27 protein-coding genes are annotated in these 25781 nt (G+C 58.4%); 20 read left to right on the top strand and 7 right to left on the bottom strand.

Annotated features, from left to right (window positions below; translation table 11 throughout):
- Positions 1-3 precede the first annotated feature (3 nt).
- On the bottom strand, positions 4-291 hold the full coding sequence (locus RUESEDTHA_RS06110; protein WP_171123085.1) for a YggT family protein: 288 nt from the start codon (positions 289-291) through the stop codon (positions 4-6).
- Positions 292-421: 130 nt separating this feature from the next.
- Between RUESEDTHA_RS06110 and RUESEDTHA_RS06105 the strand changes: the two genes are divergently transcribed.
- From RUESEDTHA_RS06105 to smpB, 10 genes are all read left to right on the top strand, one after another.
- On the top strand, positions 422-1789 hold the full coding sequence (locus tag RUESEDTHA_RS06105) for an MFS transporter (RefSeq protein WP_180885292.1): 1368 nt from the start codon (positions 422-424) through the stop codon (positions 1787-1789).
- Positions 1786-2649 (top strand): penicillin-insensitive murein endopeptidase, encoded by an 864-nt coding sequence (gene mepA / locus RUESEDTHA_RS06100; protein ID WP_171123081.1) that lies wholly within the window; start codon positions 1786-1788, stop codon positions 2647-2649. The genes RUESEDTHA_RS06105 and mepA overlap by 4 nt, the downstream gene beginning before the upstream one ends.
- Positions 2622-3506: an esterase-like activity of phytase family protein gene (locus RUESEDTHA_RS06095; RefSeq protein ID WP_180885290.1), complete on the top strand. Its 885-nt coding sequence runs from the start codon at positions 2622-2624 to the stop codon at positions 3504-3506. Before mepA ends, RUESEDTHA_RS06095 begins: the two co-directional genes overlap by 28 nt.
- A 91-nt stretch (positions 3507-3597) precedes the next feature.
- Positions 3598-4242: a queuosine precursor transporter gene (locus RUESEDTHA_RS06090; protein ID WP_180885288.1), complete on the top strand. Its 645-nt coding sequence runs from the start codon at positions 3598-3600 to the stop codon at positions 4240-4242.
- Positions 4243-4504: 262 nt separating this feature from the next.
- A complete protein-coding gene (arfB, locus tag RUESEDTHA_RS06085; protein ID WP_180885286.1) occupies positions 4505-4924 on the top strand; it encodes an alternative ribosome rescue aminoacyl-tRNA hydrolase ArfB in 420 nt (139 codons plus the stop codon).
- A gap of 60 nt (positions 4925-4984) precedes the next feature.
- Positions 4985-5731 carry an SDR family oxidoreductase gene (locus RUESEDTHA_RS06080; protein ID WP_180885284.1) on the top strand — a complete coding sequence of 249 codons (747 nt, stop codon included), beginning with the start codon at positions 4985-4987 and terminating at the stop codon, positions 5729-5731.
- Between the two features lie 81 nt (positions 5732-5812).
- Complete coding sequence (locus RUESEDTHA_RS06075; RefSeq protein WP_180885282.1) at positions 5813-6853, top strand: P1 family peptidase; 1041 nt, start codon at positions 5813-5815, stop codon at positions 6851-6853.
- A gap of 91 nt (positions 6854-6944) precedes the next feature.
- Complete coding sequence (locus tag RUESEDTHA_RS06070; protein ID WP_171123069.1) at positions 6945-7358, top strand: cytochrome c family protein; 414 nt, start codon at positions 6945-6947, stop codon at positions 7356-7358.
- A 209-nt stretch (positions 7359-7567) separates the two neighbouring features.
- Entirely contained in the window at positions 7568-8110 is a 543-nt protein-coding gene (gene idi / locus RUESEDTHA_RS06065) for an isopentenyl-diphosphate Delta-isomerase (RefSeq protein WP_171123067.1), read from the top strand.
- 41 nt (positions 8111-8151) lie between these two features.
- Entirely contained in the window at positions 8152-8628 is a 477-nt protein-coding gene (smpB, locus tag RUESEDTHA_RS06060) for an SsrA-binding protein SmpB (protein WP_171123065.1), read from the top strand.
- A 13-nt stretch (positions 8629-8641) separates the two neighbouring features.
- Here the strand turns inward: smpB and glpK are convergent, their stop codons facing one another.
- The 3 genes from glpK to panB all read right to left on the bottom strand — a co-directional run bounded on the left by glpK (position 8642) and on the right by panB (position 11865).
- The gene (gene glpK, locus RUESEDTHA_RS06055) at positions 8642-10120 is read right to left on the bottom strand and encodes a glycerol kinase GlpK (protein ID WP_180885280.1); all 1479 of its coding nucleotides are present in this window, start codon (positions 10118-10120) and stop codon (positions 8642-8644) included.
- 66 nt (positions 10121-10186) lie between these two features.
- Complete coding sequence (gene panC / locus RUESEDTHA_RS06050) at positions 10187-11029, bottom strand: pantoate--beta-alanine ligase (protein WP_180885278.1); 843 nt, start codon at positions 11027-11029, stop codon at positions 10187-10189.
- Positions 11026-11865 carry a 3-methyl-2-oxobutanoate hydroxymethyltransferase gene (gene panB / locus RUESEDTHA_RS06045; protein WP_180885276.1) on the bottom strand — a complete coding sequence of 280 codons (840 nt, stop codon included), beginning with the start codon at positions 11863-11865 and terminating at the stop codon, positions 11026-11028. Before panB ends, panC begins: the two co-directional genes overlap by 4 nt.
- Positions 11866-12035: 170 nt before the next feature.
- Between panB and RUESEDTHA_RS06040 the strand changes: the two genes are divergently transcribed.
- Genes RUESEDTHA_RS06040 through RUESEDTHA_RS06015 form a run of 6 tightly spaced genes read left to right on the top strand, consistent with a single transcriptional unit; the run spans position 12036 to position 19528 of the window.
- A complete protein-coding gene (locus tag RUESEDTHA_RS06040) occupies positions 12036-13523 on the top strand; it encodes an ABC transporter substrate-binding protein (protein ID WP_180885274.1) in 1488 nt (495 codons plus the stop codon).
- Between the two features lie 48 nt (positions 13524-13571).
- A complete protein-coding gene (locus RUESEDTHA_RS06035; RefSeq protein WP_255431632.1) occupies positions 13572-14648 on the top strand; it encodes a hypothetical protein in 1077 nt (358 codons plus the stop codon).
- Positions 14649-14688: 40 nt separating this feature from the next.
- Positions 14689-15636: an ABC transporter permease gene (locus RUESEDTHA_RS06030; protein ID WP_180885932.1), complete on the top strand. Its 948-nt coding sequence runs from the start codon at positions 14689-14691 to the stop codon at positions 15634-15636.
- The gene (locus tag RUESEDTHA_RS06025) at positions 15633-16448 is read left to right on the top strand and encodes an ABC transporter permease (protein ID WP_180885272.1); all 816 of its coding nucleotides are present in this window, start codon (positions 15633-15635) and stop codon (positions 16446-16448) included. The genes RUESEDTHA_RS06030 and RUESEDTHA_RS06025 overlap by 4 nt, the downstream gene beginning before the upstream one ends.
- Complete coding sequence (locus RUESEDTHA_RS06020; protein ID WP_180885270.1) at positions 16445-18043, top strand: ABC transporter ATP-binding protein; 1599 nt, start codon at positions 16445-16447, stop codon at positions 18041-18043. Before RUESEDTHA_RS06025 ends, RUESEDTHA_RS06020 begins: the two co-directional genes overlap by 4 nt.
- A gap of 33 nt (positions 18044-18076) precedes the next feature.
- Positions 18077-19528, top strand: coding sequence for an aldehyde dehydrogenase family protein (locus tag RUESEDTHA_RS06015; RefSeq protein ID WP_180885268.1), 1452 nt, complete (start codon positions 18077-18079; stop codon positions 19526-19528).
- A gap of 3 nt (positions 19529-19531) precedes the next feature.
- Here RUESEDTHA_RS06015 and pncB read toward each other — a convergent pair whose 3' ends face one another.
- Positions 19532-20824: a nicotinate phosphoribosyltransferase gene (gene pncB / locus RUESEDTHA_RS06010; RefSeq protein ID WP_180885267.1), complete on the bottom strand. Its 1293-nt coding sequence runs from the start codon at positions 20822-20824 to the stop codon at positions 19532-19534.
- A gap of 164 nt (positions 20825-20988) precedes the next feature.
- On the opposite strand from pncB, the gene RUESEDTHA_RS06005 reads away from it, so the two are divergent.
- Entirely contained in the window at positions 20989-21522 is a 534-nt protein-coding gene (locus tag RUESEDTHA_RS06005; protein ID WP_180885265.1) for a hypothetical protein, read from the top strand.
- Here RUESEDTHA_RS06005 and pncA read toward each other — a convergent pair.
- Positions 21519-22112 carry a bifunctional nicotinamidase/pyrazinamidase gene (gene pncA / locus RUESEDTHA_RS06000; protein ID WP_180885263.1) on the bottom strand — a complete coding sequence of 198 codons (594 nt, stop codon included), beginning with the start codon at positions 22110-22112 and terminating at the stop codon, positions 21519-21521. The two genes, RUESEDTHA_RS06005 and pncA, sit on opposite strands and share 4 nt — an antisense overlap.
- A 96-nt stretch (positions 22113-22208) precedes the next feature.
- Here pncA and RUESEDTHA_RS05995 point away from each other — a divergent pair, with 96 nt between their 5' ends.
- Positions 22209-23114: a rhodanese-related sulfurtransferase gene (locus RUESEDTHA_RS05995; RefSeq protein WP_180885261.1), complete on the top strand. Its 906-nt coding sequence runs from the start codon at positions 22209-22211 to the stop codon at positions 23112-23114.
- Positions 23115-23189: 75 nt separating this feature from the next.
- Positions 23190-23693: a potassium channel family protein gene (locus RUESEDTHA_RS05990; RefSeq protein ID WP_171123045.1), complete on the top strand. Its 504-nt coding sequence runs from the start codon at positions 23190-23192 to the stop codon at positions 23691-23693.
- Positions 23694-23697: 4 nt separating this feature from the next.
- Here the strand turns inward: RUESEDTHA_RS05990 and RUESEDTHA_RS05985 are convergent, their stop codons facing one another.
- The gene (locus RUESEDTHA_RS05985; protein WP_180885259.1) at positions 23698-24027 is read right to left on the bottom strand and encodes a hypothetical protein; all 330 of its coding nucleotides are present in this window, start codon (positions 24025-24027) and stop codon (positions 23698-23700) included.
- A gap of 161 nt (positions 24028-24188) precedes the next feature.
- Here RUESEDTHA_RS05985 and betB point away from each other — a divergent pair, with 161 nt between their 5' ends.
- On the top strand, positions 24189-25643 hold the full coding sequence (gene betB, locus RUESEDTHA_RS05980) for a betaine-aldehyde dehydrogenase (RefSeq protein ID WP_180885257.1): 1455 nt from the start codon (positions 24189-24191) through the stop codon (positions 25641-25643).
- The last annotated feature ends 138 nt before the right edge of the window (positions 25644-25781 follow it).

Here is a 25781-nt window from a genome sequence, read left to right as displayed (position 1 = left end):
AGGTCAGACGAAATAGACCATATTGTTGATCAGGATGATCCGCAGTGCATAGACGCCGACGAGAACGACCAGAGGCGTCAGGTCCAGACCGCCCATATTCGGCAGAACCCGGCGGATCGGGCCGTAGATGGGTTCAAGTATCCGGTTCAGACCGTACCAGATTTGCGCAACCAACTGCTGATGCAGGTTGAGAACCTGAAAGTTGATCAGCCAGCTCATGATCACATGGGCCAGAATGATGAACCAGACAATGTCCAGGATCAGCAACAGGATTTGGATCAGTGACAGCATGGGGCCTCCGGTATTTGCGTCAGACGAGACGTAAGCGCCCGCGCCCGAAAGAGCAAGTCTGGGTCAATAGAACGCTTGCGAAACGGTCCAAAGCCCCGTCTTATTAAAAACAACAAGAACAGGGGCAGTCATGGCAGAGATTTCCAAGCGTAAGCGCATCTGGGGCTGGTGGTTTTTCGACTGGGCAACGCAGCCATATCACAGCCTTTTGGTCACCTTCGTCTTTGGCCCCTATTTCGCCGGGGTTGCGGCGGGGTATTTCGCAGGAACCGGGCTGGACTCTGAGGCGGCGGCTGCACGGGCACAGACGGTTTGGGCGAATTGCCTGACCATCACCGGGTTGATCATCGCCTTTGGTGCACCGCTTTTGGGCGCGATGGCCGATGTGTCAGGGCGGCGCATCCCTTGGATCTTCGGGTTTTCCGTCATGTATGTCGTGGGGTCCGCGGCGCTGTGGTACACGCTGCCGGATGGGTCAAACATGTGGCTGATGCTGTCGGCCTTTGGCCTTGGGTTTGTCGGCGCGGAATATGCGCTGATCTTCATCAACTCGCAGTTGCCCGATCTGGGCGACGACAAGGAAGTGGGTGAGATTTCCGGCTCGGGCTTTGCCTTCGGCTATTTCGGCGGACTGATTTCATTGGCGATCATGCTGCTTTTGTTTGTCGAGCAGGCCAACGGCAAGACGCTGATCGGACTAGACCCGGCTTTTGGGTTGAATGCGGCGCAGCAGCAGGGCACCCGGTTCGTCGGCCCGTTCACGGCCGGGTGGTTCATCCTGTTCATGGTGCCGTATTTCCTGTGGGTGCGGGACGAGTCATCCTCCAAGAAACAGGGCTCGATACGCGACGCGCTGGGCTTGCTGGCGCATTCGATTTCCAACCTGCGGCACCGGCTTAGCTTGGCCAGCTATCTGGGATCTTCGATGTTTTACCGTGATGCGCTGAACGGGCTTTACAGCTTTGGCGGTGTATACGCCCGGCTGGTGCTGGAATGGGATCTCATCAAGATCGGCGTCTTCGGGATCGTCAGCGTTCTGGCCGCCGCTGCCTTTTCGTGGGTCGGTGGCAAGCTGGACAAGAAAAACGGCCCTAAACCGGTCATTTTGGTCAGCATCTGGGTTCTGATCCTCGTTTGCGTTACGATCGTATCCATGGACCGGACGCAGGTTTTCGGCATCGCTTTGCCCGAAGGATCGGGCCTGCCGGATCTTGTGTTCTTTGCCTGCGGCATCCTGATTGGTGGCATGGGCGGCATTTTGCAATCGGCCAGCCGGTCCATGATGGTGCGTCACACCGATCCTAAGGCCCCGGTGGAAAGCTTTGGCCTGTATGGTTTGTCGGGTCGCGCCACGGCCTTTGCCGCGCCTCTGTTGATCGGGATTGCCACAACCGCAACCGGCAGCGCGCGTCTGGGGGTGTCACCGATCATTCTGTTGTTTATTCTGGGTCTATTCCTGATGCGCTGGGTTAAACCGGAAGGGGATCAGAGCAGATGATAATACAGCGTTTTTTGGCAATATTGGCCTTAATCACACTGGCAGGCTCCGCAGGGGCGCAACCCCTGGCCAAGCAATTATTCGGAGCACAAAAGCAAAGTTCACAACAAAAACCCGCCGCTTTCGGCAGTTATTCGCGCGGATGCGCCGCCGGGTCGGTGCAACTGCCCGAAACAGGCCCGACATGGCAGGCCATGCGCCTGTCGCGTAACCGCAATTGGGGACACCCGGTGGCGATCGATTATGTGCAAGACCTCAGCCAATTCGCGGCCAGGCAACCCGGTTGGAATGGTCTTTATATCGGGGATATCAGCCAGCCCCGGGGCGGGCCGATGACATCGGGGCACCGATCGCACCAGTTGGGTCTGGATATTGATATCTGGATGCTTCCGGGTAACGACATGCGGCTTAGCCGCAAGGCGCGCGAGAATATCTCGTCTGTTTCCCTGCGCCGTGCCAATGGAGCGTTCGTCAACGGCAACTGGACCAAGCAGCATCACGCCGTTCTGCGCGAAGCAGCAAAGGACAAACGCGTCGCCCGAATATTCGTCTTTCCCGGTGCGAAAGTGCAGATGTGCAAAGAGGAAAAAGGCAACCGCGCCTACCTTCGCAAAATCCGGCCCTGGTGGGGGCATCACTATCATTTCCACGTGCGGCTTGCCTGCCCGCGCGGGTCCAGAGGCTGCGTTAATCAGGACCCGCCGCCCAAGGGTGACGGCTGCGCCGAAGCGCAGCAATGGGTGAACAATATCCTGAACCCGCCGCCGCCTGATCCAAATGCGCCGCCACCGAAAAAACGCCGAGAATATCGTTTGGCCGATCTGCCCCAGCAATGCGCCGCCGTACTGCAATCCAACTGATATCCGCGTTTTGTCTGGCAGGACCGGCCTGGGCCGTCGAAACAAAGACTGCCGTTGAGTTAGGCAGCTTTGCCTGGAGCGACCCGGCTGGCTGGTTCGGTGGGTTTTCCGCGCTGCATGTTTCGGCGGACGGACAAAATATGATGGTGCTGAGTGACCGGGCCACTCTGGTATACGCCAGAATTCTACGTGAAGGCGATGCAATTTCAGGCGTCGAAATCACTGGGAAATGGCCGATTTTGTCCAGCACAGGCCAGCCATTAACCGGGTCTTCCGGTGATTCCGAAGGGCTGGCCGTGGCGCCGGATGGCAGCTTTTTCATTTCGTTCGAACGTGTTCATCGCGTCGCCCACTATTCAGCGCCGGGATCCAAAGCGCGCGTCCTGCCGCGCCCCAAAGCGTTTGACCAGTTACCCAATAACGGCTCGTTCGAGGCGCTGGCGATCGACGGCAAACAGCGGCTCTATACCTTGACCGAGAAAGGCCGGACCGAGGATGGCGACATTCTGGTTTACCGCTGGAACGGGCAGGTCTGGTCGACACCATTCGTTTTGCCTCAGCGCGGGCGGTTTTTACCCGTAGCAGCCGATTTCGGACCTGACGGCAGACTTTACGTTCTGGAACGCTCGGTGTCGCTGATGGGTTTCCGGTCGCGCCTTCGCCGGTGGCGGCTTCAGGATGACACGCCCACCGGCGAAGAGGTTCTGTTCACCACCGGAATGGGGGGGCACGACAACCTCGAAGGCGTGTCGATCTGGCGTGATGAGCGCGGTCGCCTGCGCGCCACTATGGTGTCCGATGACAATTTCCTTGCGCTGCAGCGCACCGAGTTGGTGGAATATCTGCTGCCCGATTGACAGTCTCTGATCAAGCGTCTAGAAGCGCGGCTTGCCTTGGGACGGTCCCTTGGCCAAGTCGCCGCTACCTTGTCAAAACGGGCATCTGAAAATGCAACGCTCTTATATTCCCGGCATCATTGCCATGGCCGCCATTGTTGTGGCCTCGAACATCCTGGTCCAGTTCCTGATCCTTGACGGATTGCTGACCTGGGGTGCTTTTACCTATCCTCTGGCCTTTCTGGTCACTGACATCATGAACCGTGTCTATGGCGTGGCCACTGCCCGCAAGGTCGTGTTCGCTGGCTTCATCACCGGCATCATCTGCTCGTTGATCGGCAGCCAGATCATGCTGCAAGGTGACGGCTTCACCTATGCCGCCGTGCCGTTGCGCATCGCCGTGGCCTCGGGCACGGCCTTCCTGATCGCGCAACTGACCGACGTCACCGTGTTCAACTCGCTGCGCGGTGGCCGCTGGTGGCGCGCGCCGCTGGTCTCGACGCTTGTTGGATCGGCGCTGGATACCGCGATCTTCTTCACTCTGGCCTTCTCAGCTTCGGTCACATTCTTCGGCGCAAATGCCGATACCGCGATCAACTGGGCGTGGGAGCCTGTGCCCTTCATGCTGTCAGGCCCGATGGCGCCTCTGTGGGTCACGCTGGCCTTTGCCGACTGGCTGGTAAAACTCTCGCTGGCGCTGATCGCGCTGATCCCGTTCAAAGTGATCGTTGCGCGGCTGTCCGCGCAGCCCGCATAAAAAGTGCTTTGAGAATAGCGCATCTTGTGTCACCATCCTTATCAACCGCAACAGATAGAAAAGGAGGTGATCCAGTGTCGAGAAAGAGATTGGAGAGAGGTGTCGGAACAACCGGGGGGATCGCCTGTTAAGGCAGCCCTTGGCGGAGCGTTCGCTCCGGCTGGTCGATTGATCTAACCGACCCGACCTCCTGAACTTTCGAAGGGCCGTCCCACCGGGGCGGCCCTTTCTGTTTTCGCACTGGCCGAGTAAGGTCCATCTCATGTTGCGCATCACCGACGATATCGTCCTGCAGGATTGGGAATTGACCGAAAGTTTCGTGCGATCGTCCGGTCCGGGCGGGCAGAACGTGAACAAGGTTTCAACCGCCGTTGAGCTGCGGTTCGAAGCCGCACGCTCGCCCTCGTTGCCCGATCCAGTCAAAAACCGGTTGAAACGGCTGGCCGGGCGTCGATGGACTAAGGACGGCGCAATCATCATCCAGTGTGAGGAAACCCGCAGTCAGGCCCGCAATCGCGAGATTGCGCGCGACCGGTTGGCAGACCTGATCGCTCGTGCATTGGTTAAACCCAAACGGCGTATCGCGACAAAACCCACCTACGGCTCGGTTAAACGACGCTTGGCGGCGAAAAAGGCCCGCTCGGACGTCAAGGCGCTCCGGGGTCGGGTGTCGGAAGATTAATCTGGTAAGTTTGTGGTGCCTTGCTACTCTGGCGCGCAAAGACGACCGGGAGGCAAGGGTATGAGGCTGGAAGGAAAAACCGCAATCGTGACGGGTGGCGCCTCAGGGTTTGGGGCGGGTATCGTCCGAAAGTTCCTGTCCGAAGGCGCGCGTGTGATGATCGCCGATATCAACGGCGACGCGGCTTATGACATGGCGGACTCACTCGGGACACAAGCTTTTGCACAACAGGTGAATGTTGCCGACGGCCCTTCGGTTCAGGACATGGCGGCGGCCGCTGCGGACAGGCTCGGGCCACTGGACATTTTGGTGAACAATGCCGGTGTCACCCACTTGCCGACCCCGTTGGAAGCGGTAACCGAAGAGGATTTTGACAGGGTCTTCGCGGTGAACATGAAATCCGTCTACCTCACGGCGCGCGCCTTTGTTCCGCAGATGAAGACGCGCGGAGCAGGGGCAATTCTGAACGTGGCCTCGACCGCCGGGCTGTCACCACGTCCGAACCTGAACTGGTATAACGCGTCAAAGGGCTGGATGATCACCGCAACAAAAACAATGGCGGTGGAATTGGCCCCCTCGGGTGTGCGTGTCAACGCGATCTGCCCGGTCGCGGGCGAAACTCCCCTGCTGAAATCGTTCATGGGAGAGGAGACGCCCGAGGTCCGGGCCAAATTCCTGTCCACCATCCCTTTGGGCCGTTTTTCGACACCTCAAGACATGGCCAACGCAGCGTGTTTCCTGTGTTCGGACGAGGCCAGCATGATCACCGGCACAGCTTTGGAGGTCGACGGTGGCCGTTGCATCTGACCCGCTCTTCATCTGGCTAACAATATCCCCGCCGGAGGCAGCGCGCCTGCGCGCTTTTCGGCCCAAAATTCAAAGAAACAAATGACCCCCGGACCAAAGAACCTGATCACCGATGTTCCCGGCCTTTTGGTCGGCAACGCGCAGGACGATGCGTTGAAATCGGGTACAACCGTGCTGACCTCTGACAGCCCCTTCATGGCCTCAGTGCATGTCATGGGAGGCGCGCCGGGCACGCGTGAGACCGATCTGCTGGCTGCGGACAAGTCCGTAGACAGGGTGGATGCACTTGTCCTGTCGGGTGGATCAGCCTTTGGGTTGGATGCATGCGCTGGTGTTTCTGACGCTTTATACGCACGTAGGCGCGGATTTCCGGTGGGCCGCGCGGTTGTTCCCATCGTGCCGGGCGCGATCCTGTTCGATCTTTTGAACGGAGGGGACAAGGACTGGGACGATAATCCCTATCGCGTCCTCGGGCGACGCGCATTTGAAACCGCGTCGGATCAGTTCGACCTCGGAAGCAGCGGGGCGGGGACCGGCGCGCTTACGGCGATGCACAAAGGCGGGCTGGGGTCGGCCTCATTGGTTCTGGATAACGGGGTAACGGTCGGCGCTCTTGTCGCCGCGAATCCACTGGGCAGCGTCACCACCCCGGGGGACAGGCATTTTTGGGCCGCGCCCTTCGAAATCGACCGGGAATTCGGCGGGTGGGGCACCGACCCTGCAACCGGTCTGGGGCGGCAGGTAATCAGCCGTAAAGCGCAGGTCATGCATCCTGCCGAACCAGACAAGACAAACACAACGATTGCAATCGTTGCAACAGACGCGGCATTGACCAAGTCACAGTGTCAGCGCGTGGCAGTTGCCGCCCACGACGGGATCTCACGGGCCATTGTTCCGGCCCATACGCCAGGTGACGGGGACTTGGTGTTCGGGGTTAGCACCGGTGCGCGCGAGATCCGTAGCACTGGACCCGATTTGGGCATGATTGGCCATGCGGCTTCGATCTGCCTCGCCCGCGCAATTGCGCGCGCTGTCTATCTTGCTGCGCCAGCAGAGGGTGACCTGCTGCCCTGCTGGTCCCAACAGGATGGTGCCGCAACTACCGACACGGGGCCGGTGTGATTTCCGACTTTCGTACGCGGCAATCTGCGCGTTGACTCTGCTCTCTTGCAGGTTTCCATTCATGTCAGCCAATTTGTATCGGAGCAAAGCTATGAATCGCATCCTCGCAACCGCACTCATGGGCCTGTTGGCCGTTCCTGCATTTGCTGAAGGCGACGCAGACGCTGGCAAGAAAGCTTTTAACAAGTGCAAGTCCTGCCACCTGATCGCCGACCCCGCCGGAGAAGTAATCGTCAAGGGCGGTAAGACCGGCCCGAATCTTTATGGTATTGCCGGACGCACGGCCGGAACGGTTGAGGGGTTCAAATATGGTGACAGCCTTGCCGCCGCAGGTGAAAACGGTTTGGTCTGGGACGAGACAACATTTGTTGAATACGCTCAGGACCCCAAGGCTTTCTTGAAAACCTATCTGGATGACACCGCGGCCAAGTCCAAAATGACATTCCGGCTGAAGTCGGGTGCCGAAGATGTGTACGCTTATATTGTCAGCGTTTCGGGCGAATAACGCCTGAATCCACAAGCTTGGGAAGTTGAACAAAGGCCGCAGTTACCTGCGGCCTTTCGTGCGGTTGATAACTAAGTCGATCAGCGCCACCTTGGAATAATGTGGATTCAAATGCACCGGTGGGATGCAACCGCAAAGCCAAGCCGGTCCGGCGACAGCCAGAAAGTTTTGTCCGGCCGTTCAGTAGGATCGGCAGCAGGAGACATCAAATGGGAATTATGATCCCGGCCTGGGTTGATGGTGAGTTGACCCCCGTGGACAAACTGGAGGCGCATGAAAAGGGTCTCCGGCACAAGGCGGTGTCGGTCTTTGTCGTGCGTGGCACCGAAATTCTGCTGCAGCGTCGGGCGATGGGTAAGTACCACACGCCCGGCCTATGGGCGAATACGTGCTGCACCCATCCCGATTGGGGCGAGACACCCTCGGAATGCGCCGTGCGTCGCCTGCGCGAAGAGCTGGGGATCACCGGCCTATACCCCGAATACCGCCACCGGCTGGAGTATCACGCCGATGTCGGTAACTCGATGATCGAACATGAAGTGGTTGACGTTTTCCTTGCCCATGTGCGCGGCCCCCTGACCATCGAGCCGAACCCGGACGAAGTGATGGATATTCGTTGGATCGACTATCACGACCTTCTGGCCGAGGTGCAGCGCCACCCGGCGCGGTTCACCCCATGGCTCAAGATCTATCTGCATAACCATGCCGACACAATTTTTGGCCCCGACCTGATCATCTCGGCCAAGACCTGAGGGCTTGCAAGGCCGCCTGAAGCCGCCTAAATCAACGCGTCATGGCCAAGCAGAAGACAGACCCGAATTACAAAGTCATCGCCGAAAATCGGCGGGCACGTTTCGATTACGCGATCGAGGACGATATCGAGTGCGGCATCGTGCTGGAAGGATCCGAGGTCAAATCCCTGCGGGCCGGGGGATCGAACATCGCGGACAGCTATGCTTCGGTCGATGATGGAGAGTTGTGGCTGGTCAACAGCTATATCGCCCCCTACGAGCAGGCGAAGGTCTTCAAGCATGAAGAACGTCGCCGCCGCAAGCTTCTGGTATCTCGCAAGGAATTGTCGAACCTGTGGAACGCGACCCAGCGCAAGGGCATGACGCTGGTGCCGCTGGTTTTGTATTTCAATCACAAGGGTCGGGCCAAGGTGAAGATCGGGATTGCCAAGGGTAAAAAGACCCATGACAAGCGCGAAACCCAGGCCAAACGGGATTGGTCACGTCAGAAACAGCGGTTGATGAAGGATCATAGCTGACCCTTCCGCTTTTTCAGAATGCCATCGCTGCTGACACTGCCCGTTGCCAGCGTGCGTAGGCGGCATCTCGGTCTTCGTCTGACAGTTCGGGTTCAAATCTGCGATCCAGCGCCCATGTTTCCGAGAATTCATGTTGCTTGGGGTAAAGTCCCGCGCGCATTCCAGCCAGCCAAGCAGCGCCCAGTGCCGTCGTTTCCTGCATGACGGGGCGGTCTACTGCAGCCCCCAAGTAATCCGCCAGACCTTGCATGGCCCAGTCCGATGCGCTGGCCCCGCCATCCACACGCAAGGTCACCTTGGTGTCTTGGCCCCAATCCCCTTGCATGGCATGCCACAGGTCGCGCGTCTGGTAGGCGATGCTTTCCAGCGTCGCACGGGCAAATTCGGCGCGCCCTGAGTTGCGGGTTAGGCCAAAAACAGCCCCGCGGCAATCCGGTTTCCAATAGGGCGCGCCCAGACCGGTGAAGGCAGGAACCAGAACGACGTTCTGGTTCGGGTCGGCCTGCTGAGCAAGCTCGCCGCTTTCGGCGGCAGACTCGATGATCTGCAGCGCATCGCGCAACCATTGCACGGCGGCCCCGGCGACAAAGATCGACCCTTCCAACGCGTAGGTGCGCTGACCATTGAGTTGGTAGGCGATGGTTGTCAGCAGGCGATTCTTGGATTCCACGGGCTTAGAACCGGTATTCAAAAGCGCAAAGCACCCGGTGCCATAGGTGGATTTCATCATGCCCGGTTTGAAACACGCCTGCCCGATCGTGGCGGCCTGTTGATCGCCTGCGACGCCCAAAATGGGAATCTCGCCGCCCAGCAGGGTTGTTGTTCCAAAGTCCGAAGCACAGTCGTGCACCTCGGGCAGCATGTTCATCGGAACATCCAGCAGATCACAGATCTCGGCGCTCCATTCTCCGTTATGGATGTCGAACAGCAGGGTGCGGGCGGCGTTGGTGGCGTCGGTGGCATGGCTGCGCCCGTCGGTCAGGCGCCAGATCAGGAAACAGTCGATGGTGCCGAACATCAATTCTCCGGCCTCGGCCTTGTCCCGCGCGCCCGGTACGGTATCCAGCAGCCATTTCACCTTGGTGCCCGAGAAATACGGGTCCAGCAGCAGCCCGGTCTGGGCGGTGACGTCGTCTTCGCAGCCCGCTTGTTTGTAACGGGCGCAGATCTCGGCGGTGCGGCGGTCCTGCCAGACGATGGCATTGTAGATCGGCTTGCCTGTGGCGCGATCCCAGACAACGGTTGTTTCTCGCTGATTGGTGATCCCGATCCCGGCAATCTGATCCGGCGTCGCGCCGGCACTGTCCATCACTTCACGGCAGACCCGAAGAACGCTGTCCCAGATTTCCTCGGGGTTGTGTTCGACCCAGCCTTCTTGGGGAAAGTGCTGCGTGAACTCATGCTGAGCGGTGTCCACGCGTCGCATATCCGCGTCAAACAAAATGGCCCGCGAAGATGTAGTGCCCTGATCAATGGCAAGAATAAAGGTCACGCCTGCGCCCCTCCCGTTTCGTTTTGCGGGACTTTAGCGCAAACAAGGATGTGGGTGCCAGTGCGTTCAGACCGGAATATTGTCGATCAACCGGACGCCATCCGCCCAGGCCGCCGCAAACAGGCGCGCAGGGCGTGATGCATGGGTCAGCGGCTCAAGCGTATCGGCGCAGCGTAGCTGAATATACTCGACCTGCGTAAACCCTGCGGCCAGCAATTCCGTTTCTGCCCGCGCGGCCAAAGTGTCGAACTGGGCCCCATCGGCCAATTCCTTGGCAAGCTCGCGCATGATCCGGTGTTTGTTGGCGGCAATGTCCAACCCTTCCGGCGATAGGCGCAAATTGCGCGACGACATCGCCAGCCCCGAGGGTTCGCGAACCGTGGGGCAGCCGTTCACCTCGACCGGAATGTCCAGATCACGTGCCATGCGGCGCACGACCATCAGTTGTTGATAGTCCTTTTCCCCGAAATAGGCGCGATCCGCCTGCGTTTGCAGAAACAACTTGGCAACCACAGTCGCCACGCCATCAAAATGGCCGGGGCGGAATTCGCCTTCCATCACATTGGTCAGGCCCGAGACGGAAACGGTGGTGGCGAACCCCTGCGGATAGATTTCCTCGGGGTCGGGCACATAGATCGCGTCGACGCCATATGGGATCAGTTTCTGCGCGTCCTCGATTTCGGTGCGCGGATACTTGGCCAGATCCTCGGGGTTGTTGAACTGCTTGGGGTTCACGAAAATGGTCACGATCACCCGGTCCGAACCCGCCTTGGCCGCTTCAACCAGCGACAGATGCCCCTGATGCAATGCGCCCATCGTGGGTACGACGCCGATCGTTTCACCGTTGTTGCGCCATTGAGTCGTCAATGCGCGCAAATCCGTCAGGCGGCGCAGGATTGGTGCAGTCATTTAGCGGGTCCTTTGGCCGGAGCCTGATCAGAGAACACGTGTTCCGCGGCCGGAAATGTCCGTGCGCGGACTTCGGCGGCGTATTCCGCGATCGCCGATTCCGCCAGCGGGCCAAGCTCGGCATAGCGTTTGACGAATTTCGGTTTGAAGGCGGTGAAAAAGCCGACCATGTCATCCACCACCAGAATCTGACCATCGCACCCGGCAGAGGCACCGATCCCAATCGTGGGGATTGCGATGTCAGCCGTAATCTGGTCGGCCAGCCGTTGTGGAACCTTCTCGAGCACTACGGAAAACGCACCCGCTTCGGCAACGGCGCGGGCATCTGCCAGAACAGCCTCGGCCTGGTCGTCCCGGCCTTGCACCTTGTAGCCGCCCAGCGTGTTGATGGATTGCGGCGTCAGACCGATATGCGCCATCACCGGGATGCCGCGTTTGACCAGAAAGCGGATGGTGTTGGCCATCTCGACTCCGCCCTCCAGCTTGACCGCGCCTGCGCCTGTTTCAGCCATTAGGCGGGCGGCGTTGCGGAAAGCCTCGTTTGGTGAGTGCTCGTAACTGGCGAAAGGCATATCAATGACCATCATCGCATTGTTCAAACCGCGCGCGACGGCCTGACCATGCAGGATCATCATCTCCATCGTCACCCCAAGGGTCGATTCCAGACCATGCAGCACCATGCCGACGCTGTCGCCCACCAGAACAAAGTCGCAATGGTCATCCATCAGCCGTGCCATGGGCGTGGTATAGGCGGTCAGGCTGACCAGAGGCTCGCCCCCTTTGCGGGCGCGGATATCCTCGGCATTCGGGGCCTTTTTGCGGGCGGTGGCGCTCATGATCGCTCCTCCGGGGTTCATGTTGCAGCGCGGCATAGCAGATCGGACACGGGCTAAGAAACCCCGGTTGCGCCAACAATCCCTTGATTGACCTAAGGTTTAAAGTGACATTGGTCTTTGAAAGGCCCGGAAACCAAGGGGTCGCGGATATTCAGTGGGGAGTTATTTCTATGACAAAGCAGATGTTTCGGTCCTTTGCCTCGGCCCTTGCAGTGGGTGCCAGCCTGTTTGCAACGCAGGCTTTGGCCAAGTCCGACATAACCATCGCAATGCAACTGGAACCGCCGCATCTTGACCCGACCAGCGCCGCGGCGCAGGCCATCGATTCGGTTGTGTACACGAATATCTTCGAAGGTCTGACGCGGTTCATGGGTGACGGGTCGGTCGTGCCCGGCCTGGCAGAAAGCTGGGAGATTTCCGAGGACGGCACGGTCTATACCTTCAAGCTGCACGACGGGGTTACGTTCCATGATGGCACAACGATGGATGCCGAAGACGTCAAGTTCAGCCTTGATCGCGCCACCGCCGAAGACAGTGCCAATGCGCAAAAAGCCCTGTTCGCCGGGATCGAAAGCGTCGAGGTCATGGGCCCCCTGACCGTCAAGGTCACACTCTCAGCCCCAAACGGGAATTTTCTGTTCAATCTAGCTTGGGGTGACGCGGTGATCGTGGCCCCCGAGAGTATCGAGAACATAAAGACCAACCCTGTCGGAACCGGAGCTTTCACCTTTGGTGAATGGGTTCAGGGTGACAGCATCACATTGAACCGCAACCCGGATTATTGGGGTGAACAACCTGCGCTAGAGACCGCCACGTTCAAGTTCATCTCGGACCCCACCGCCGCCTTTGCCGCGATGATGGCCGAGGATGTGGACGTATTCGACAATTTCCCGGCGCCTGAAAACCTGCCTCAGTTCGAGGCTGATCCGCGGTTTCAAGTGCTTGTCGGATCAACCGAAGGCGAAACCATCCTGTCCACCAACAACAAGCAGCCACCGTTTGATGATATTCGGGTGCGGCAGGCCGTGGCGCATGCCATTGACCGCCAGGCCATTATCGACGGGGCCATGTTCGGCTATGGCACACCGATTGGAACCCACTTTGCCCCGCACAACCCGGCCTATGTCGATCTGACCGGGAAATCGGCCTATGACCCCAAGAAAGCCGCCCAGTTGCTGGCAGATGCGGGGTATGAAAAAGGGCTCGAAACCACGCTGCACCTGCCGCCCCCATCATATGCCCGGCGCGGCGGCGAGATCGTCGCAGCGCAATTGGCTGAGGTTGGAATTCAGGCGGAAATCATCAACGTGGAATGGGCGCAGTGGTTGGAATCCGTGTTCAAGGGCAAGGATTTTGGCCTGACGATTGTTAGCCATACGGAACCCATGGATATCGGAATCTATGCCCGGCCGGATTACTATTTCCAGTATGACAGCGTCGATTTTCAGACTTTGATGAATACGCTGAACGAAACCACCGACCCAGACGAGCGTAAAAAGCTGTTGGGTGAAGCCCAAAGGCTGATCTCGAACGACTATGTCAATGGATACCTGTTCCAGCTTGCCAAGTTGGGTGTTGCGCGGGCGGGTGTGCAGGGCCTGTGGAAGAACGCGCCGACGGCTGCCATCGACCTGACGGAAATCAGTTGGTCTGAATAACTTTTCAGGGGCTTCCATGTGTGGCCCCTGTTTTTCAGAAGAATCCTGATGACTATGATTGTGTATCGCGCCATTTGTTTGCTTGTTTCCCTAACCTGCCTCGTGTTGGTCATGGGCGGGCAGGCGCAGGCACAAAACGCGCTTGGCGGGCGGCTGGATGCGCTGGCAGGCACGCCGGAAAACCCTTTGCAGGTTGGTATCGGCATCAGGATTGACCAGATCACCAGCGTTGACCAAAAGGCCGAGAATTACGGCGCGGTTGTTGTGTTGCGGGTGGAATGGACCGATCCCGCGCTGGCCTTCGACCAACAGGCATTGGGTCGGGATATCCGGGTTTTCAATCCACCTGCACTGGCCGACCACGCGGCAAGTATCGGGGCCGTGTTGCCCGCTTTCGTCATTCACAACCAGCAGTCCAACAAATGGATACACGAGTCCGCCGCCTCGCTGCGGTATGACGGTCGGGTGGTCTATGTCGAGAAATCCAATCTGACGTTGCAGGCCCCGCATTTCGATTTTCGCAAATACCCGTTCGACACGCAGGATTTCTTCTTTGAAGTCGTCTCAATCTTTCCCTCGGAATATGTGTCCTATTATCCGCTCGAAGACCACTCGGGCCTGGGCGACATGCTGGGTGAGGAAGAGTGGGTTCTTGGAAACGCCCGTGTCGAAGCATCGACGGTTCCGGGCTTGTCGGGGCAGGACAGTGATCAGATCGCGCTGGTCTTTGAAGGCAGTCGTCACCTGACCTACTATGTGATCCGTGTTTTCCTGCCGATGCTGGTGCTGATCACCGTCGGCTGGGCGCTGTTCTTTCTGGACGAATACCGCAGGCGGATTGAAATCGCCGGAGGTAACCTTTTGGTTTTTGTGGCCTTCAACTGGGCAATCTCGGCCGATCTGCCCAAGCTGGGTTACCTGACGTTTCTGGATTTTGTTCTGCAGTGCATGTTCCTGATGACCGGGGCTTTGATCGTGTTCAACGTGGCCCTTCGCAAGCTCAAAGTGTCGGGCCGAGAAGAGGCTGCGCGCAAGCTGGACAACTATGCGATCAAGTGGATTTATCCTTTGGGCTATGCCGCTATCGTCGGTTACGCAGTTTTTGCCTATCTTCTGATCCCTTAGGTGCTGGACCCAGGCGATATGTGATCCTAACGTGGCACCAATGCTCCGTTATGCGCTTAAACGTCTGATATCTCTGATGATCAGCCTGGCCGTGGCCTCGGTGGTCATTTTTGCCGTGATCGAGGTTGCGCCCGGCGACCCCGCATCCTTTATGCTGGGCGTCAACGCGCAAGAGGACACGTTGGCCGCGCTGCGTGCAGAGCTTGGATTGGATGGCTCGAAGATTCAGCGTTACTTTAGCTGGGTTGGCGGGATGCTGATGGGGGATTTCGGAACCTCCTACACATATCGAACGCCGGTTTCGCAGATGATTGCAGATCGTTTGTGGGTGTCGCTGCCATTGGCGTTATACGCGCTGACCCTGTCGACCCTGATCGCCTTTCCCGCGGGTATCTATGCCGCCGCGCGACGGGGTAAACCGGGGGATCTGACCGTGATGGGTGCCACGCAGTTGGGCATCGCGGTTCCCAATTTCTGGTTTGCGATGATGCTGGTGCTAATCTTCGCCATCAACCTGCGCTGGTTCAATGCCGGAGGGTTCGCAGGGTGGGACACCGGGTTCTGGACTGGCCTGCATTCTCTGACCCTGCCCGCTATCGCGCTGGCCTTGCCGCAAGCAGCGATTTTGGCGCGGGTGATGCGGTCATCCCTGCTGGATATTCTGGGAGAAGACTTCATGCGCACCGCCCGTGCCAAGGGGTTAACGCGCAGGCAAGCCTTGTGGAGGCACGGGGTGCGCAACGCTCTGATACCAGTGCTGACCATTATCGGGCTGCAATTCTCGTTCCTGTTGGCCGGGTCCATCATTATCGAGCAGGTGTTCTACCTTCCGGGCCTCGGGCGGCTGGTGTTTCAGGCGATCTCTGCCCGGGATTTGATCGTTGTGGAATCGGTGGTCATGCTGCTGGTGTTTGCCGTCATCACCGTAAATTTTCTGGTCGACCTGGCCTATGCCGCCGTCGATCCGCGCCTGAGGAGCCGGACATGAGCCGCAACCTGATCCTAGGCGCGGCTTTGTCGTCGCTGGTTGTTCTGGCGGCCTTGGTCTCGTTTGTCTGGACGCCTTACGACTATGCCGCGCTGAATATCCCGGACAAGCTGCAACCACCAAATGCGCAGCACTGGTTCGGAACGGATCATTTTGGCCGCGACATGTTTTCCATGATCATGGTCGGTGCGCGAACGTCCATTGCGGTGGCCCTGGTTGCGGTGGGTATCGGCATGGCGCTTGGTGTGCCGCTGGGATTGGCGGCAGCAGCGCGCAAAGGATCGTGGCTGGATGAGGTGATCATGCGCGGCAACGATCTGGTCTTTGCGTTCCCTTCGCTAGTCATCGCGATCCTGATCACCGCTGTGTTCGGCGCCGGGGCGATCAATGCAATTATCGCAATCGGCATATTCAACATTCCCGTTTTTGCCCGCATCACCCGCGGCGCGGCGCTGTCCCTGTGGGAGCGCGAGTTCATCCTTGCCGCCCGTGTGTCTGGCAAAGGTGCCGCCCGGATATCAGCCGAACACATTCTGCCCAACGTCGCCAATTTGCTGATCGTGCAAGGGACCATTCAGTTCTCGCTGGGCATACTGGCCGAGGCGGGCCTGTCCTATGTCGGTCTGGGGGCGCAACCGCCAACGCCCAGTTGGGGCCGGATGTTGGCCGACGCACAGACAATGGTCAGTTTTGCCCCGCATTTGGCTCTGATTCCGGGGCTTGCCATTATCGTCACCGTGCTGGGTCTGAACCTTTTGGGGGACGGTCTGCGTGATTGGCTGGATCCTCGGATAAGGGTGGCGCGTGCATGAGCTTGCTGGATATTGAAAACCTGTCTCTGACGATCCACGGCACGCCGATCCTGAAACAGGTCAGTCTGTCCATCGCCCCGGGTGAGATTGTGGCCGTAACCGGCGAGAGCGGGTCGGGCAAGTCGATGACTGCATTGGCCGTGATGCAGTTGCTGCCGAACGGGGGGCAGGCAACAGGTGCAATCCGGCTGGAAGGCCATGACCTTTTGACCCGCCCCGAGGTGGACATGTGTGCCCTGCGCGGTGCCGCGATCGGAATGGTTTTTCAAGAACCGATGACCGCACTGAACCCGGTCAAATCCATCGGGGATCAGGTGATGGAGACAATCCTGATCCACAAGGCGATGCCCCGCCCGCAAGCCCGTGAACGCGCCGAGGAGGTTCTGACCCGCGTGGGGCTGCCACCTGACCGTTTCCCCCTGACCCGTTATCCGCACGAATTGTCAGGCGGTCAGCGCCAGCGTGTCGTGATCGCCATGGCCATTGCGCTGCGCCCGACCTTGTTGATCGCGGACGAACCCACGACGGCGCTGGATGTCACCACGCAGGCGCAGATCCTCGATCTGCTCAGGGGGTTGGTCAGCGAATATGGCATGGGTCTGCTGATGATCACCCATGATCTGGCGGTTGTGGCGGATTTGGCGGACAAGATCGTCGTTATGCGTCACGGCGAAGTCGTTGAAGAAGGGGTGACAGAAAGCCTGTTGCGCAACATGCAGCACCCCTACACGCGCATGCTGTTCGAAGCGTCTGGCCACAAGGTTTCTCTGCCCGACACGATAAGCCCGCGCCCGTTGCTTGAGGTTACGCAGGTTGTCCGCGACTATCGCCTTCCCCGGAAAGGCTTGTTTGATACACCCGGTCATCACCGCGCCGTCGATCAGGTCAGCTTCACCCTCAAACGTGGGGAGCGTTTGGGATTGGTTGGCGAATCTGGATGTGGAAAATCGACCCTAACAAGGGCGATTTTGGGTTTGGAGGAGGTTCAGGCCGGGGACATCCGACTGGAAGGGGAGCCCGTTTTTGCGGGCCACAAGCCAAACCCAGCCGTGCGGCGAAAGATGCAGGTGGTGTTCCAAGACCCCTATGGCAGTTTCAACCCCCGCCACCGGGTCGAGCGGTTGATCACGGAACCGTTTCACGTATTGGAAAATCCTCCCATGGGGGCAGAACGCCAGGACCTGATCGCCGAAATGCTGAGTGCCGTGGGCCTCAGCCCCAAGGATGCCGATAAGTACATCCACGAATTTTCCGGTGGTCAGCGGCAACGCATCGCCATTGCCCGCGCCTTGATCATCCAGCCCGAGCTGATCCTGTTTGACGAGGCTGTTTCGGCGCTTGACGTATCCGTACGCGCGCAAATCCTCGACCTTTTGGCTGAGCTTTGCGCGGCATATGACCTGACCTATTTGTTTATCAGCCACGATCTTAGTGTCGTCAGAACAATCACTGACCGCGTGATGGTGATGCAGGCCGGTAAAATTGTTGAGCAGGGTGAGACCGAGCAGGTCTTTTCCGACCCCCAGCATCCCTATACCCGAACCTTGATCGACGCCGCGCCTGTTCTGCCAGATATCGGCAGTCAGGTGGCTTGATTCCCAATGTTAGAGCCGAAATAGGAGATCGAAATGCCCAATCCTCTCTGGTTCAACCCAACCCATTGTCTGATCGGAGGCGCATGGGGCGATCCCACCTCGGGGTCGACCTTGCCTTTGGTCAACCCTTCTGACGGGGCTGAGATTTGCCGTATCGCCCGAGGCGAGGCTGCAGATATCGACGCAGCGGTCCAAGCCGCGCAATCGGCCCTTGACGGTGACTGGGGCCGTAAAACCGCGCTGGAGCGGGGCCGCATCCTGACGCGATTGGGTCAGTTGGTATTGGAACGGGTCGATGATCTGGCAGCTCTGGAGGCGATGGATGTCGGAAAACCCCTGACACAGGCCCGCGCCGATGCTGTGGCGCTGGCGCGGTATTGCGAGTTCTATGGCGGTGCCGCCGACAAGGTCATGGGCGACACAATACCTTATTTGGAAGGCTACACCGTCTACACGCTACGACAGCCGCATGGGGTGACCGGCCATATCGTGCCGTGGAATTACCCCATGCAGATCATTGGCCGTTCGGTCGGGGCTGCGCTGGCGATGGGCAATGCCTGTGTCCTGAAGCCTGCCGAAGAAGCCTGTCTGACGGCACTTGCCTTCGCACATCTGGCGCAAGAGGCCGGGTTGCCAGCAGGTGCGTTGAATGTGGTGCCAGGATTGGGTGCCGAGGCTGGTGCCGCGTTGTCCGGTCATCCCGGCGTGCATCATATTTCGTTTACCGGGTCGGTCGCCACAGGTGCGCTGGTGCAACAGGCAGCAGGCCGCAATGTGGTGCCGGTGACGCTGGAATTGGGCGGGAAGTCCCCACAATTGGTGTTTGACGATGCCGATCTGGACGCTGCCCTGCCGTATCTGGCGAACGCAGGCATTCAGAACGCGGGTCAAACTTGTTCCGCCTCGTCTCGCATATTGGTGCAGCGTGGAGTGTATGAGCAGGTCAAATCCCGTATGGCCGACGCCTATGCCGATCTGACCGTTGGACCAGCGAATGAGGATTTGCGGCTCGGTCCCCTGATTTCCGCCCGTCAAAAGCACATCGTTGAAGGGTTTTTGTCCAAGGGAGTGGATCTGAAAGTCGCTGCGCAGGGGCGCATCGTTGAGCACGCGCCAACCGATGGGGCCTATGTCCGTCCAACGCTGTTTTCTGACGTGCCGCCCGATCACGCGTTGGCCCGTGACGAAATATTCGGCCCTGTGCAGGTCTTGATTCCGTTCGATTCCGAGGAAGACGCCGTGCAGATTGCCAACGGAACCGATTATGGCCTGGTGGCCAGCATTTGGACCCGCGATGGTGCACGCCAGATGCGATTGGCAAAACGTCTGCGCTCGGGTCAGGTTTTCGTCAACAATTATGGCGCCGGTGGCGGCGTGGAACTGCCCTTTGGCGGGGTGGGAAAATCCGGGCATGGTCGCGAAAAGGGATTTGAGGCGCTGTTTGGGTTCTCACAACTCAAAACGGTGGCAAGTTTCCATGGTTAGAGCCTAAACAATCACCTCGATCGACTCTTGTGCACCCACACCGAACACGCGCTTGTAGCGCTCGATTTCGTCCGCCGGGCCCATTGCCTTTTCCGGGTTGTCCGACAGTTTGACCGTTGGGCGGCCATTGGCCGAAACCGCTTTGCACACCAAGGAAAACGGGGCCAGCGCGTCATCGGGCACCAGCCCGCGAAAATCATTGGTCAAAAGCGTGCCCCACCCAAACGACACTTTGGTGCGCCCGGCAAACTGGCTGTGCAGCTCGCGGATTTTGTCTACGTCCAACCCGTCAGAAAAGATCACCCGCTTTTCCATTGGGTCTTCGCCGCGTGATTTCCACCATTGGATTGCTATTTCCGCGCCGGTGGCCGGATCGCCGCTGTCTACGCGGATACCGGTCCATCCGGCCAACCAATCAGGTGCGCGATCCAGAAACCCTTGCGTGCCATAGGTGTCAGGCAGGATGATGCGAAGATTACCGTCATGTTCGTCATGCCAGTCGCTGAGAACATCATAAGGTGCCTGTGCCAGTGCCTCATCGGTATCCGCCAGCGCCGAATAGACCATAGGCAGCTCGTGCGCGTTGGTGCCGATGGCTTCAACCTCGCGCCGCATGGCAATCAGGCAGTTCGAAGTACCCGTGAACGCAGGCCCCAGCCCTTCGATCATGGCTTGGACGCACCAATCCTGCCACAGGAAGGAATGCCTGCGACGCGTACCGAAATCGGCAATACCCAATCCCTTAATTCCGCGCAGCTGTTCGATTTTTTCCCAAACGCGGGTCATCGCACGAGCATAGAGCACCTGAAGCTCGAACCGGCGCATGTCATTCAGTACGGCGCGCGACCGCATCTCCATCAGAACGGCCAAGGCGGGGATTTCCCACAGCATGACCTCGTGCCACTTGCCTTCGAAGGTCAGTTCGTACTGATCGCCCTTGCGTTCCAGGTGGTAGGGCGGCAGGCGCAGATTCTCGAACCACTCCATGAAATCCGAGCGGAACATCTGCCGTTTGCCGTAGAACATATTGCCCCGCAACCACGTGCTTTCGCCCCGGCTGAGGCTTAGTGAGCGGATGTGATCCAACTGTTCCCGCAGCTCGCCTTCGTCGATAAGCTGGGCCAGGGGGATGTGATTCGACCGATTGATCAGCGAAAACACCACATCCGTTTGGGGCTTATTTCGAAACACTGACTGGCACATCAGCAGTTTGTAGAAATCTGTGTCGATTAAAGACCGGACAATTGGGTCAATCTGCCATTTATGATTGTACACGCGCGCCGCAATATCGACCATGAGGAACTCCTGCGATTTCCGTTGTTAGATCAATCGGTGCGTTGAATGGCAAGAGTCGCTCGTTCGGGGACAATGACAATGTCAGGTCACAAAGCGAGCATATTGTGAGTTCTTTTCGCTTGTTAGTGAAAAGTATGGAAGGGAAGACGAGGTTTAAATAGTGAATGGTTCTCGAGTACGATTTTGACATCGTTGTAGTCGACCCGGGGGATGGTGGTCAGGAAACGGGCGCGGATGGAAATTCGCAAAAGCCGGTATTGCGTGCGATGTTTCGCGACGTGAAGACGGCGGACGCCTTGCGTGCGACCTCGCCGAAGATTCGCAAAATCTTCCAGGATGCAGGCTTTGGTCTGGACGCCACCGGCAGTGAGCTGCTGCACGGCCTTTATCGTCCGCGTGACGAGGCCGAGCGCGAGCGGATTCTGCGCGCCTTGTTTGCCAATATTCGTGATCTTGGGGTTCAGGGCGAATATTGCGGTGAATTTGACTTTTGGAAGTTCCTGCGTGACGTCAAAACGGCCCGCCCAAGGAACGGTCAGCGCAGAAAGGTGGCCGATTGGACACCCAATCCGCGTTACAAATCGCCTGCAACACCCCAACGTCGGACCGTACCGGCACGGGTCGGTGTCGCATTGGGCCTGGCCGTGGTCATATTTGTCATACTCAAATACCTGGCGGATTCAGGGTCGACGCCCTAGGTCAACGTCACACCTGCATCACGCATGGCCGTTTGGGCCGCCGCCGATGAGCCGTCCAGATCAATCGCGCGGCACATATCCATGCGCACTGCCACGTCAAACCCAAGCCGCGCCGCATCCACCGCCGAGAAATGGACGCAAAAATCTGTGGCCAGCCCAACCATGGTCAGTTTCCTGAGGCCGCGTGTATTCAGATATCCTTCAAGGCCCGTGGGTGTGGTTTGGTCATTCTCAAAAAAGGCGGAGTAACTGTCGATGTCGCTGCGAAACCCCTTACGGATGATCAGGTCTCCGTCGCTGCGCAGGTCAGGGTGAAACGCCGCGCCCTTGGTCCCCTGCACACAGTGATCCGGCCACAATACCTGCGGGCCATAGGGCATCTCAGCCATGTCATAAGGATTTTTGCCCGCGTGAGAGCTGGCGAAAGACAAATGCCCTGCTGGATGCCAGTCCTGCGTCAGGATCACCGCGTCGAAATCGTCCATCATGGCGTTGATGGGGGCAACGATCTCATCCCCTTCTGGTACGGCCAGCGCGCCGCCAGGGCAAAAGTCGTTCTGGACGTCGATTACGATCAGGGCGTGGGTCATCAGGGCCTCCTTGCGTTGTCATATCGGTAGGCGGCCAGCAGGGGGGCGTCAATCCGGTCTCTTGCGACTCTTTGAATGCAGGTTTAGACCGCGCGCATGTATACCATCGCTGCCCTCTATCACTTCACCCGATTCCCGGATCATGCCGCCCTGCGCGCGCCTTTGCTTGAGCTGTGTCGCGCGCAAGCGGTCAAAGGAACGTTGCTGCTGGCGCAAGAAGGGATCAACGGAACCATTGCAGGCCCGCGTGCGGGGATCGACGCGGTGCTGGCCCATATCAAGGCATTGCCAGGATGCGCGGATCTTGAATGGAAAGAGGCTACCGCCGATCATCCGCCTTTTGGCAAGATGAAGGTGCGCCTGAAGAAAGAGATCGTGACCATGGGCCAACCGGATGTCGATCCGCGCGCCCGTGTCGGTAACTATGTCGAGCCTGAGGATTGGAATGACCTGATCCGCTCGGACGACGTGGTGGTGATCGACACGCGTAACGATTACGAGGTGGCGATTGGTACGTTTGAAGGCGCAATAGACCCTGAAACGGCCAGTTTCCGTGAATTCCCGGCGTGGTGGGAAGAGAACAAGGACCGCTTCCACAACAAGCGCGTTGCCATGTTTTGCACCGGCGGCATCCGCTGCGAGAAATCGACCAACTTCCTGCTGGGGCAAGGGGTCGAGGATGTCTATCACCTGAAAGGCGGCATTCTGCGTTATCTTGAGGAAATGCCCGCCGAAGACAGCACGTGGCAAGGCGAGTGTTTCGTGTTCGACAACCGCGTGTCCGTCGGACACGGGCTGGTCGAGGGGCCACATAACCTGTGTCACGGCTGCCGACGTCCGATCCTGCCCGAAGATATGAAGCGCCCTGAATACGAGCATGGCGTGTCCTGCCACCGGTGCATCAATGAAACGTCAGAGGCGGACAAAATGCGTTTTCGCGAGCGGCAGAAACAGATCGGACTGGCGCGTCAACGCGGGCACGAGCATCTGGGCACGACCTAAACCTCTGATTTTTCAGGTTGCGGGTATGCGCCTCTGAATCGATGATTAACCGTGTCTCATACTGACGGAGGTTTCATGCACCGCGACCCGATTACTCTGGAAGAGTGGAAATCGACCTTGGTTGCTGCCCTTGGGTTGGTGGTCGCCAGTTTCATTGCTTGGTACGGGCTGTCGCGGCTAAGTGAAACCACGGCGGGCGACAAGATCGGTACAGCAACAACCGTTCTGTTGACGATCTGGCTTGTTTCGCAGACCTGGTATTACATGACTCAGGTCAAATCACCCCGGCGGCAACTGCTGCTGATGGGGATCTCCTTCATTCAGGTCGTCCCCTTTCTTTTTGCGGCTGTCTATGGGTCGTTCGGTTATTACGACCTGTGTGTCGTAGGCGCGCGCGGCCCAACTGATGTTTTGTATTTCTCTTACGTGACTTTCACCACAGTTGGGTTTGGGGATTTACACCCGGCAGGAATGTGTCGTGGTTTGGCCGTGGCCGAAGCTATCACCGGCTATATCCTGTTGGGTCTGTTTGTGGCCGCAGCGGTGGGGATTTACGCACGCTCACACAGCGAAAACTGATCCGCTATTTGTTGTGGTCGATCCACAGCGACATCGCATGTTTGTCCCGAAAACACTCCTGCGGGATTTGTCTGCGTTTGCTGCGGGCAATCCGCTCGGCATAGGCCACCTGCTTGCCGGTTGGATAATTGGCAAAGGGTGATGGATCATGCGGTTTGTGCGCTGATATCCACTGCGACATAGCCCGGCGATCCCGTTGCGCTTCGACGGGGATTTCCAAAGCTGACTGCAGAGCAATCGCGCGCGCATAGCGCATTTGCCGATCAGTGACGGGCAGCAAGTGATAGTCGTTCGACGGGCCGTTCAGAGCAGAATTTTGCGTGGCGTAAGACATCGGAATGTTCCTCTGACTATGTGGAACATAAATGGAACATTAACTTCTCTATTCAAGAGGGCGGTGATTCACATCAGCGAGAGTTTGCCGTATTTACGTTTATTGACTGATCAATCAATAAAAGTTAGAGCCGAAGAAAGACTTCTGAAAAGGACCCGGTCGTGAAATTCCAGCCTAAGGCGAGCCATTTCATCAATGGCGAATACGTCGAAGACACCAATGGCGCCCCCATCGACGTTATCTTTCCCGCAACCGGAGAGATTATCGCCCGGCTGCACTCCGCCACGGCAGAAGTTATCGAACAGGCTCTAAACAGTGCAAAAGTGGCTCAACGCGAATGGGCTGCGCTGTCGGGAACCGAGCGTGGCCGAGTTCTGCGTCGCGCCGCTGACATCATGCGCGAACGCAATCGTGAGTTGTCCATTCTGGAAACCCACGATACCGGCAAACCGCTGCAGGAAACGCTGGTCGCTGACGCCACCAGCGGAGCTGACGCGTTGGAATATTTTGGTGGATTGGCGGCTTCGCTGACTGGTGAACACATCCCGCTTGGCGGTGGCGACTTCGTTTATACCATCCGCGAGGCGCTGGGCGTGTGCGTCGGCATCGGCGCATGGAACTATCCAACCCAGATCGCCTGCTGGAAGGGCGCGCCGGCGCTGGCTTGTGGCAACGCCATGGTATTCAAACCGTCAGAAACCACGCCCTTGTCCGCGTTGAAGGTGGCCGAGCTTCTGATCGAAGCTGGTGCGCCCAAGGGCATCTACAACGTGGTACAAGGGTACGGAGATGTCGGCGCGTCGCTGGTGACAGATCCGCGCGTGGCCAAAGTGTCGCTGACCGGATCGGTGCCCACGGGCCGCAAAGTTTATGCCGCTGCCGCCGCTGACATGAAACACGTGACGATGGAGTTGGGCGGCAAATCCCCGATGATCGTGTTTGGCGATGCCGATATCGAAAACGCCGTTTCGGGCGCGATTCTGGGCAATTTCTATTCTTCGGGTCAGGTCTGTTCCAACGGCACCCGCGTTTTCGTGCAGAAAGGCATTAAGGACCAATTCCTTGCCCGCCTGTGCGAGCGCCTGGCCGCCGCAAAAATCGGTGATCCGCTGGATGAAAGCGTCACTTTCGGCCCCATGGTCAGTGAAAATCAGATGAAAATCGCGTTGAGCTACGTCGACAAAGGCAAGGCCGAAGGCGCGCAGCTAGTCTATGGCGGTGACCGGATCGAGGGCGACGGGTTCTATATGCAGCCCACCGTTTTTGCCGATGTCACCGATGACATGGCCATCGCCCGCGAGGAAATCTTTGGCCCGGTGATGTCCGTTCTGGATTTCGACACCGAAGAAGAAGTGTTGGCCCGCGCCAATGATACCGAGTTTGGTCTTGCCGCCGGTGTCTTTACCAACGATCTGACCCGCGCCCACCGCATCGTGGCCGGGTTCGAGGCGGGTACCTGCTATATAAACACCTACAACTTGGCTCCGGTCGAGGCCCCGTTTGGCGGCTCAAAGATGTCGGGTGTAGGGCGCGAGAACTCGAAACTGGCGATCAACCACTTCAGCGAGATGAAGACTGTCTATGTTTCGATGAACGATGTCGAGGCGCCGTATTAACTCAACTCTGGTTGAGAATTATTCGAGGCAGAACTTACCTGTTCCCGACATTCTGCGTCGGGAACAGAACATAAGGCCCCCGGAACCTGTGGCTGACTTTCTGGTAAGAGTTTATTCGCGCGCCAGCAGGAGGTCACG

Origin of the sequence: Ruegeria sp. THAF57, assembly GCF_903914075.1 — a bacterium.
Taxonomy (GTDB): domain Bacteria; phylum Pseudomonadota; class Alphaproteobacteria; order Rhodobacterales; family Rhodobacteraceae; genus Ruegeria.
The sequence above is the reverse complement of the archived record's forward strand: the minus strand, read 5'-3'. Positions and strand labels throughout refer to the sequence as shown.

Coding starts and splice junctions, on each gene's coding strand:
- RUESEDTHA_RS06105 (WP_180885292.1), top strand. CDS start 422: ATGGCAGAGATTTCCAAGCGTAAGCGCATCTGGGGCTGGTGGTTTTTC.
- RUESEDTHA_RS06070 (WP_171123069.1), top strand. CDS start 6,945: ATGAATCGCATCCTCGCAACCGCACTCATGGGCCTGTTGGCCGTTCCT.
- pncB (WP_180885267.1), bottom strand. CDS start 20,824: ATGGTCGATATTGCGGCGCGCGTGTACAATCATAAATGGCAGATTGAC.
- mepA (WP_171123081.1), top strand. CDS start 1,786: ATGATAATACAGCGTTTTTTGGCAATATTGGCCTTAATCACACTGGCA.
- RUESEDTHA_RS06035 (WP_255431632.1), top strand. CDS start 13,572: ATGACTATGATTGTGTATCGCGCCATTTGTTTGCTTGTTTCCCTAACC.
- RUESEDTHA_RS06110 (WP_171123085.1), bottom strand. CDS start 291: ATGCTGTCACTGATCCAAATCCTGTTGCTGATCCTGGACATTGTCTGG.
- RUESEDTHA_RS05985 (WP_180885259.1), bottom strand. CDS start 24,027: ATGTCTTACGCCACGCAAAATTCTGCTCTGAACGGCCCGTCGAACGAC.
- smpB (WP_171123065.1), top strand. CDS start 8,152: ATGGCCAAGCAGAAGACAGACCCGAATTACAAAGTCATCGCCGAAAAT.
- RUESEDTHA_RS06075 (WP_180885282.1), top strand. CDS start 5,813: ATGACCCCCGGACCAAAGAACCTGATCACCGATGTTCCCGGCCTTTTG.
- RUESEDTHA_RS06030 (WP_180885932.1), top strand. CDS start 14,689: ATGCTCCGTTATGCGCTTAAACGTCTGATATCTCTGATGATCAGCCTG.
- RUESEDTHA_RS06040 (WP_180885274.1), top strand. CDS start 12,036: ATGACAAAGCAGATGTTTCGGTCCTTTGCCTCGGCCCTTGCAGTGGGT.
- RUESEDTHA_RS06015 (WP_180885268.1), top strand. CDS start 18,077: ATGCCCAATCCTCTCTGGTTCAACCCAACCCATTGTCTGATCGGAGGC.
- RUESEDTHA_RS06080 (WP_180885284.1), top strand. CDS start 4,985: ATGAGGCTGGAAGGAAAAACCGCAATCGTGACGGGTGGCGCCTCAGGG.
- RUESEDTHA_RS06025 (WP_180885272.1), top strand. CDS start 15,633: ATGAGCCGCAACCTGATCCTAGGCGCGGCTTTGTCGTCGCTGGTTGTT.
- RUESEDTHA_RS05990 (WP_171123045.1), top strand. CDS start 23,190: ATGCACCGCGACCCGATTACTCTGGAAGAGTGGAAATCGACCTTGGTT.
- RUESEDTHA_RS06020 (WP_180885270.1), top strand. CDS start 16,445: ATGAGCTTGCTGGATATTGAAAACCTGTCTCTGACGATCCACGGCACG.
- panC (WP_180885278.1), bottom strand. CDS start 11,029: ATGACTGCACCAATCCTGCGCCGCCTGACGGATTTGCGCGCATTGACG.
- pncA (WP_180885263.1), bottom strand. CDS start 22,112: ATGACCCACGCCCTGATCGTAATCGACGTCCAGAACGACTTTTGCCCT.
- panB (WP_180885276.1), bottom strand. CDS start 11,865: ATGAGCGCCACCGCCCGCAAAAAGGCCCCGAATGCCGAGGATATCCGC.
- arfB (WP_180885286.1), top strand. CDS start 4,505: ATGTTGCGCATCACCGACGATATCGTCCTGCAGGATTGGGAATTGACC.
- RUESEDTHA_RS06095 (WP_180885290.1), top strand. CDS start 2,622: ATGCGCCGCCGTACTGCAATCCAACTGATATCCGCGTTTTGTCTGGCA.
- RUESEDTHA_RS05995 (WP_180885261.1), top strand. CDS start 22,209: ATGTATACCATCGCTGCCCTCTATCACTTCACCCGATTCCCGGATCAT.
- RUESEDTHA_RS06090 (WP_180885288.1), top strand. CDS start 3,598: ATGCAACGCTCTTATATTCCCGGCATCATTGCCATGGCCGCCATTGTT.
- idi (WP_171123067.1), top strand. CDS start 7,568: ATGGGAATTATGATCCCGGCCTGGGTTGATGGTGAGTTGACCCCCGTG.
- RUESEDTHA_RS06005 (WP_180885265.1), top strand. CDS start 20,989: ATGGTTCTCGAGTACGATTTTGACATCGTTGTAGTCGACCCGGGGGAT.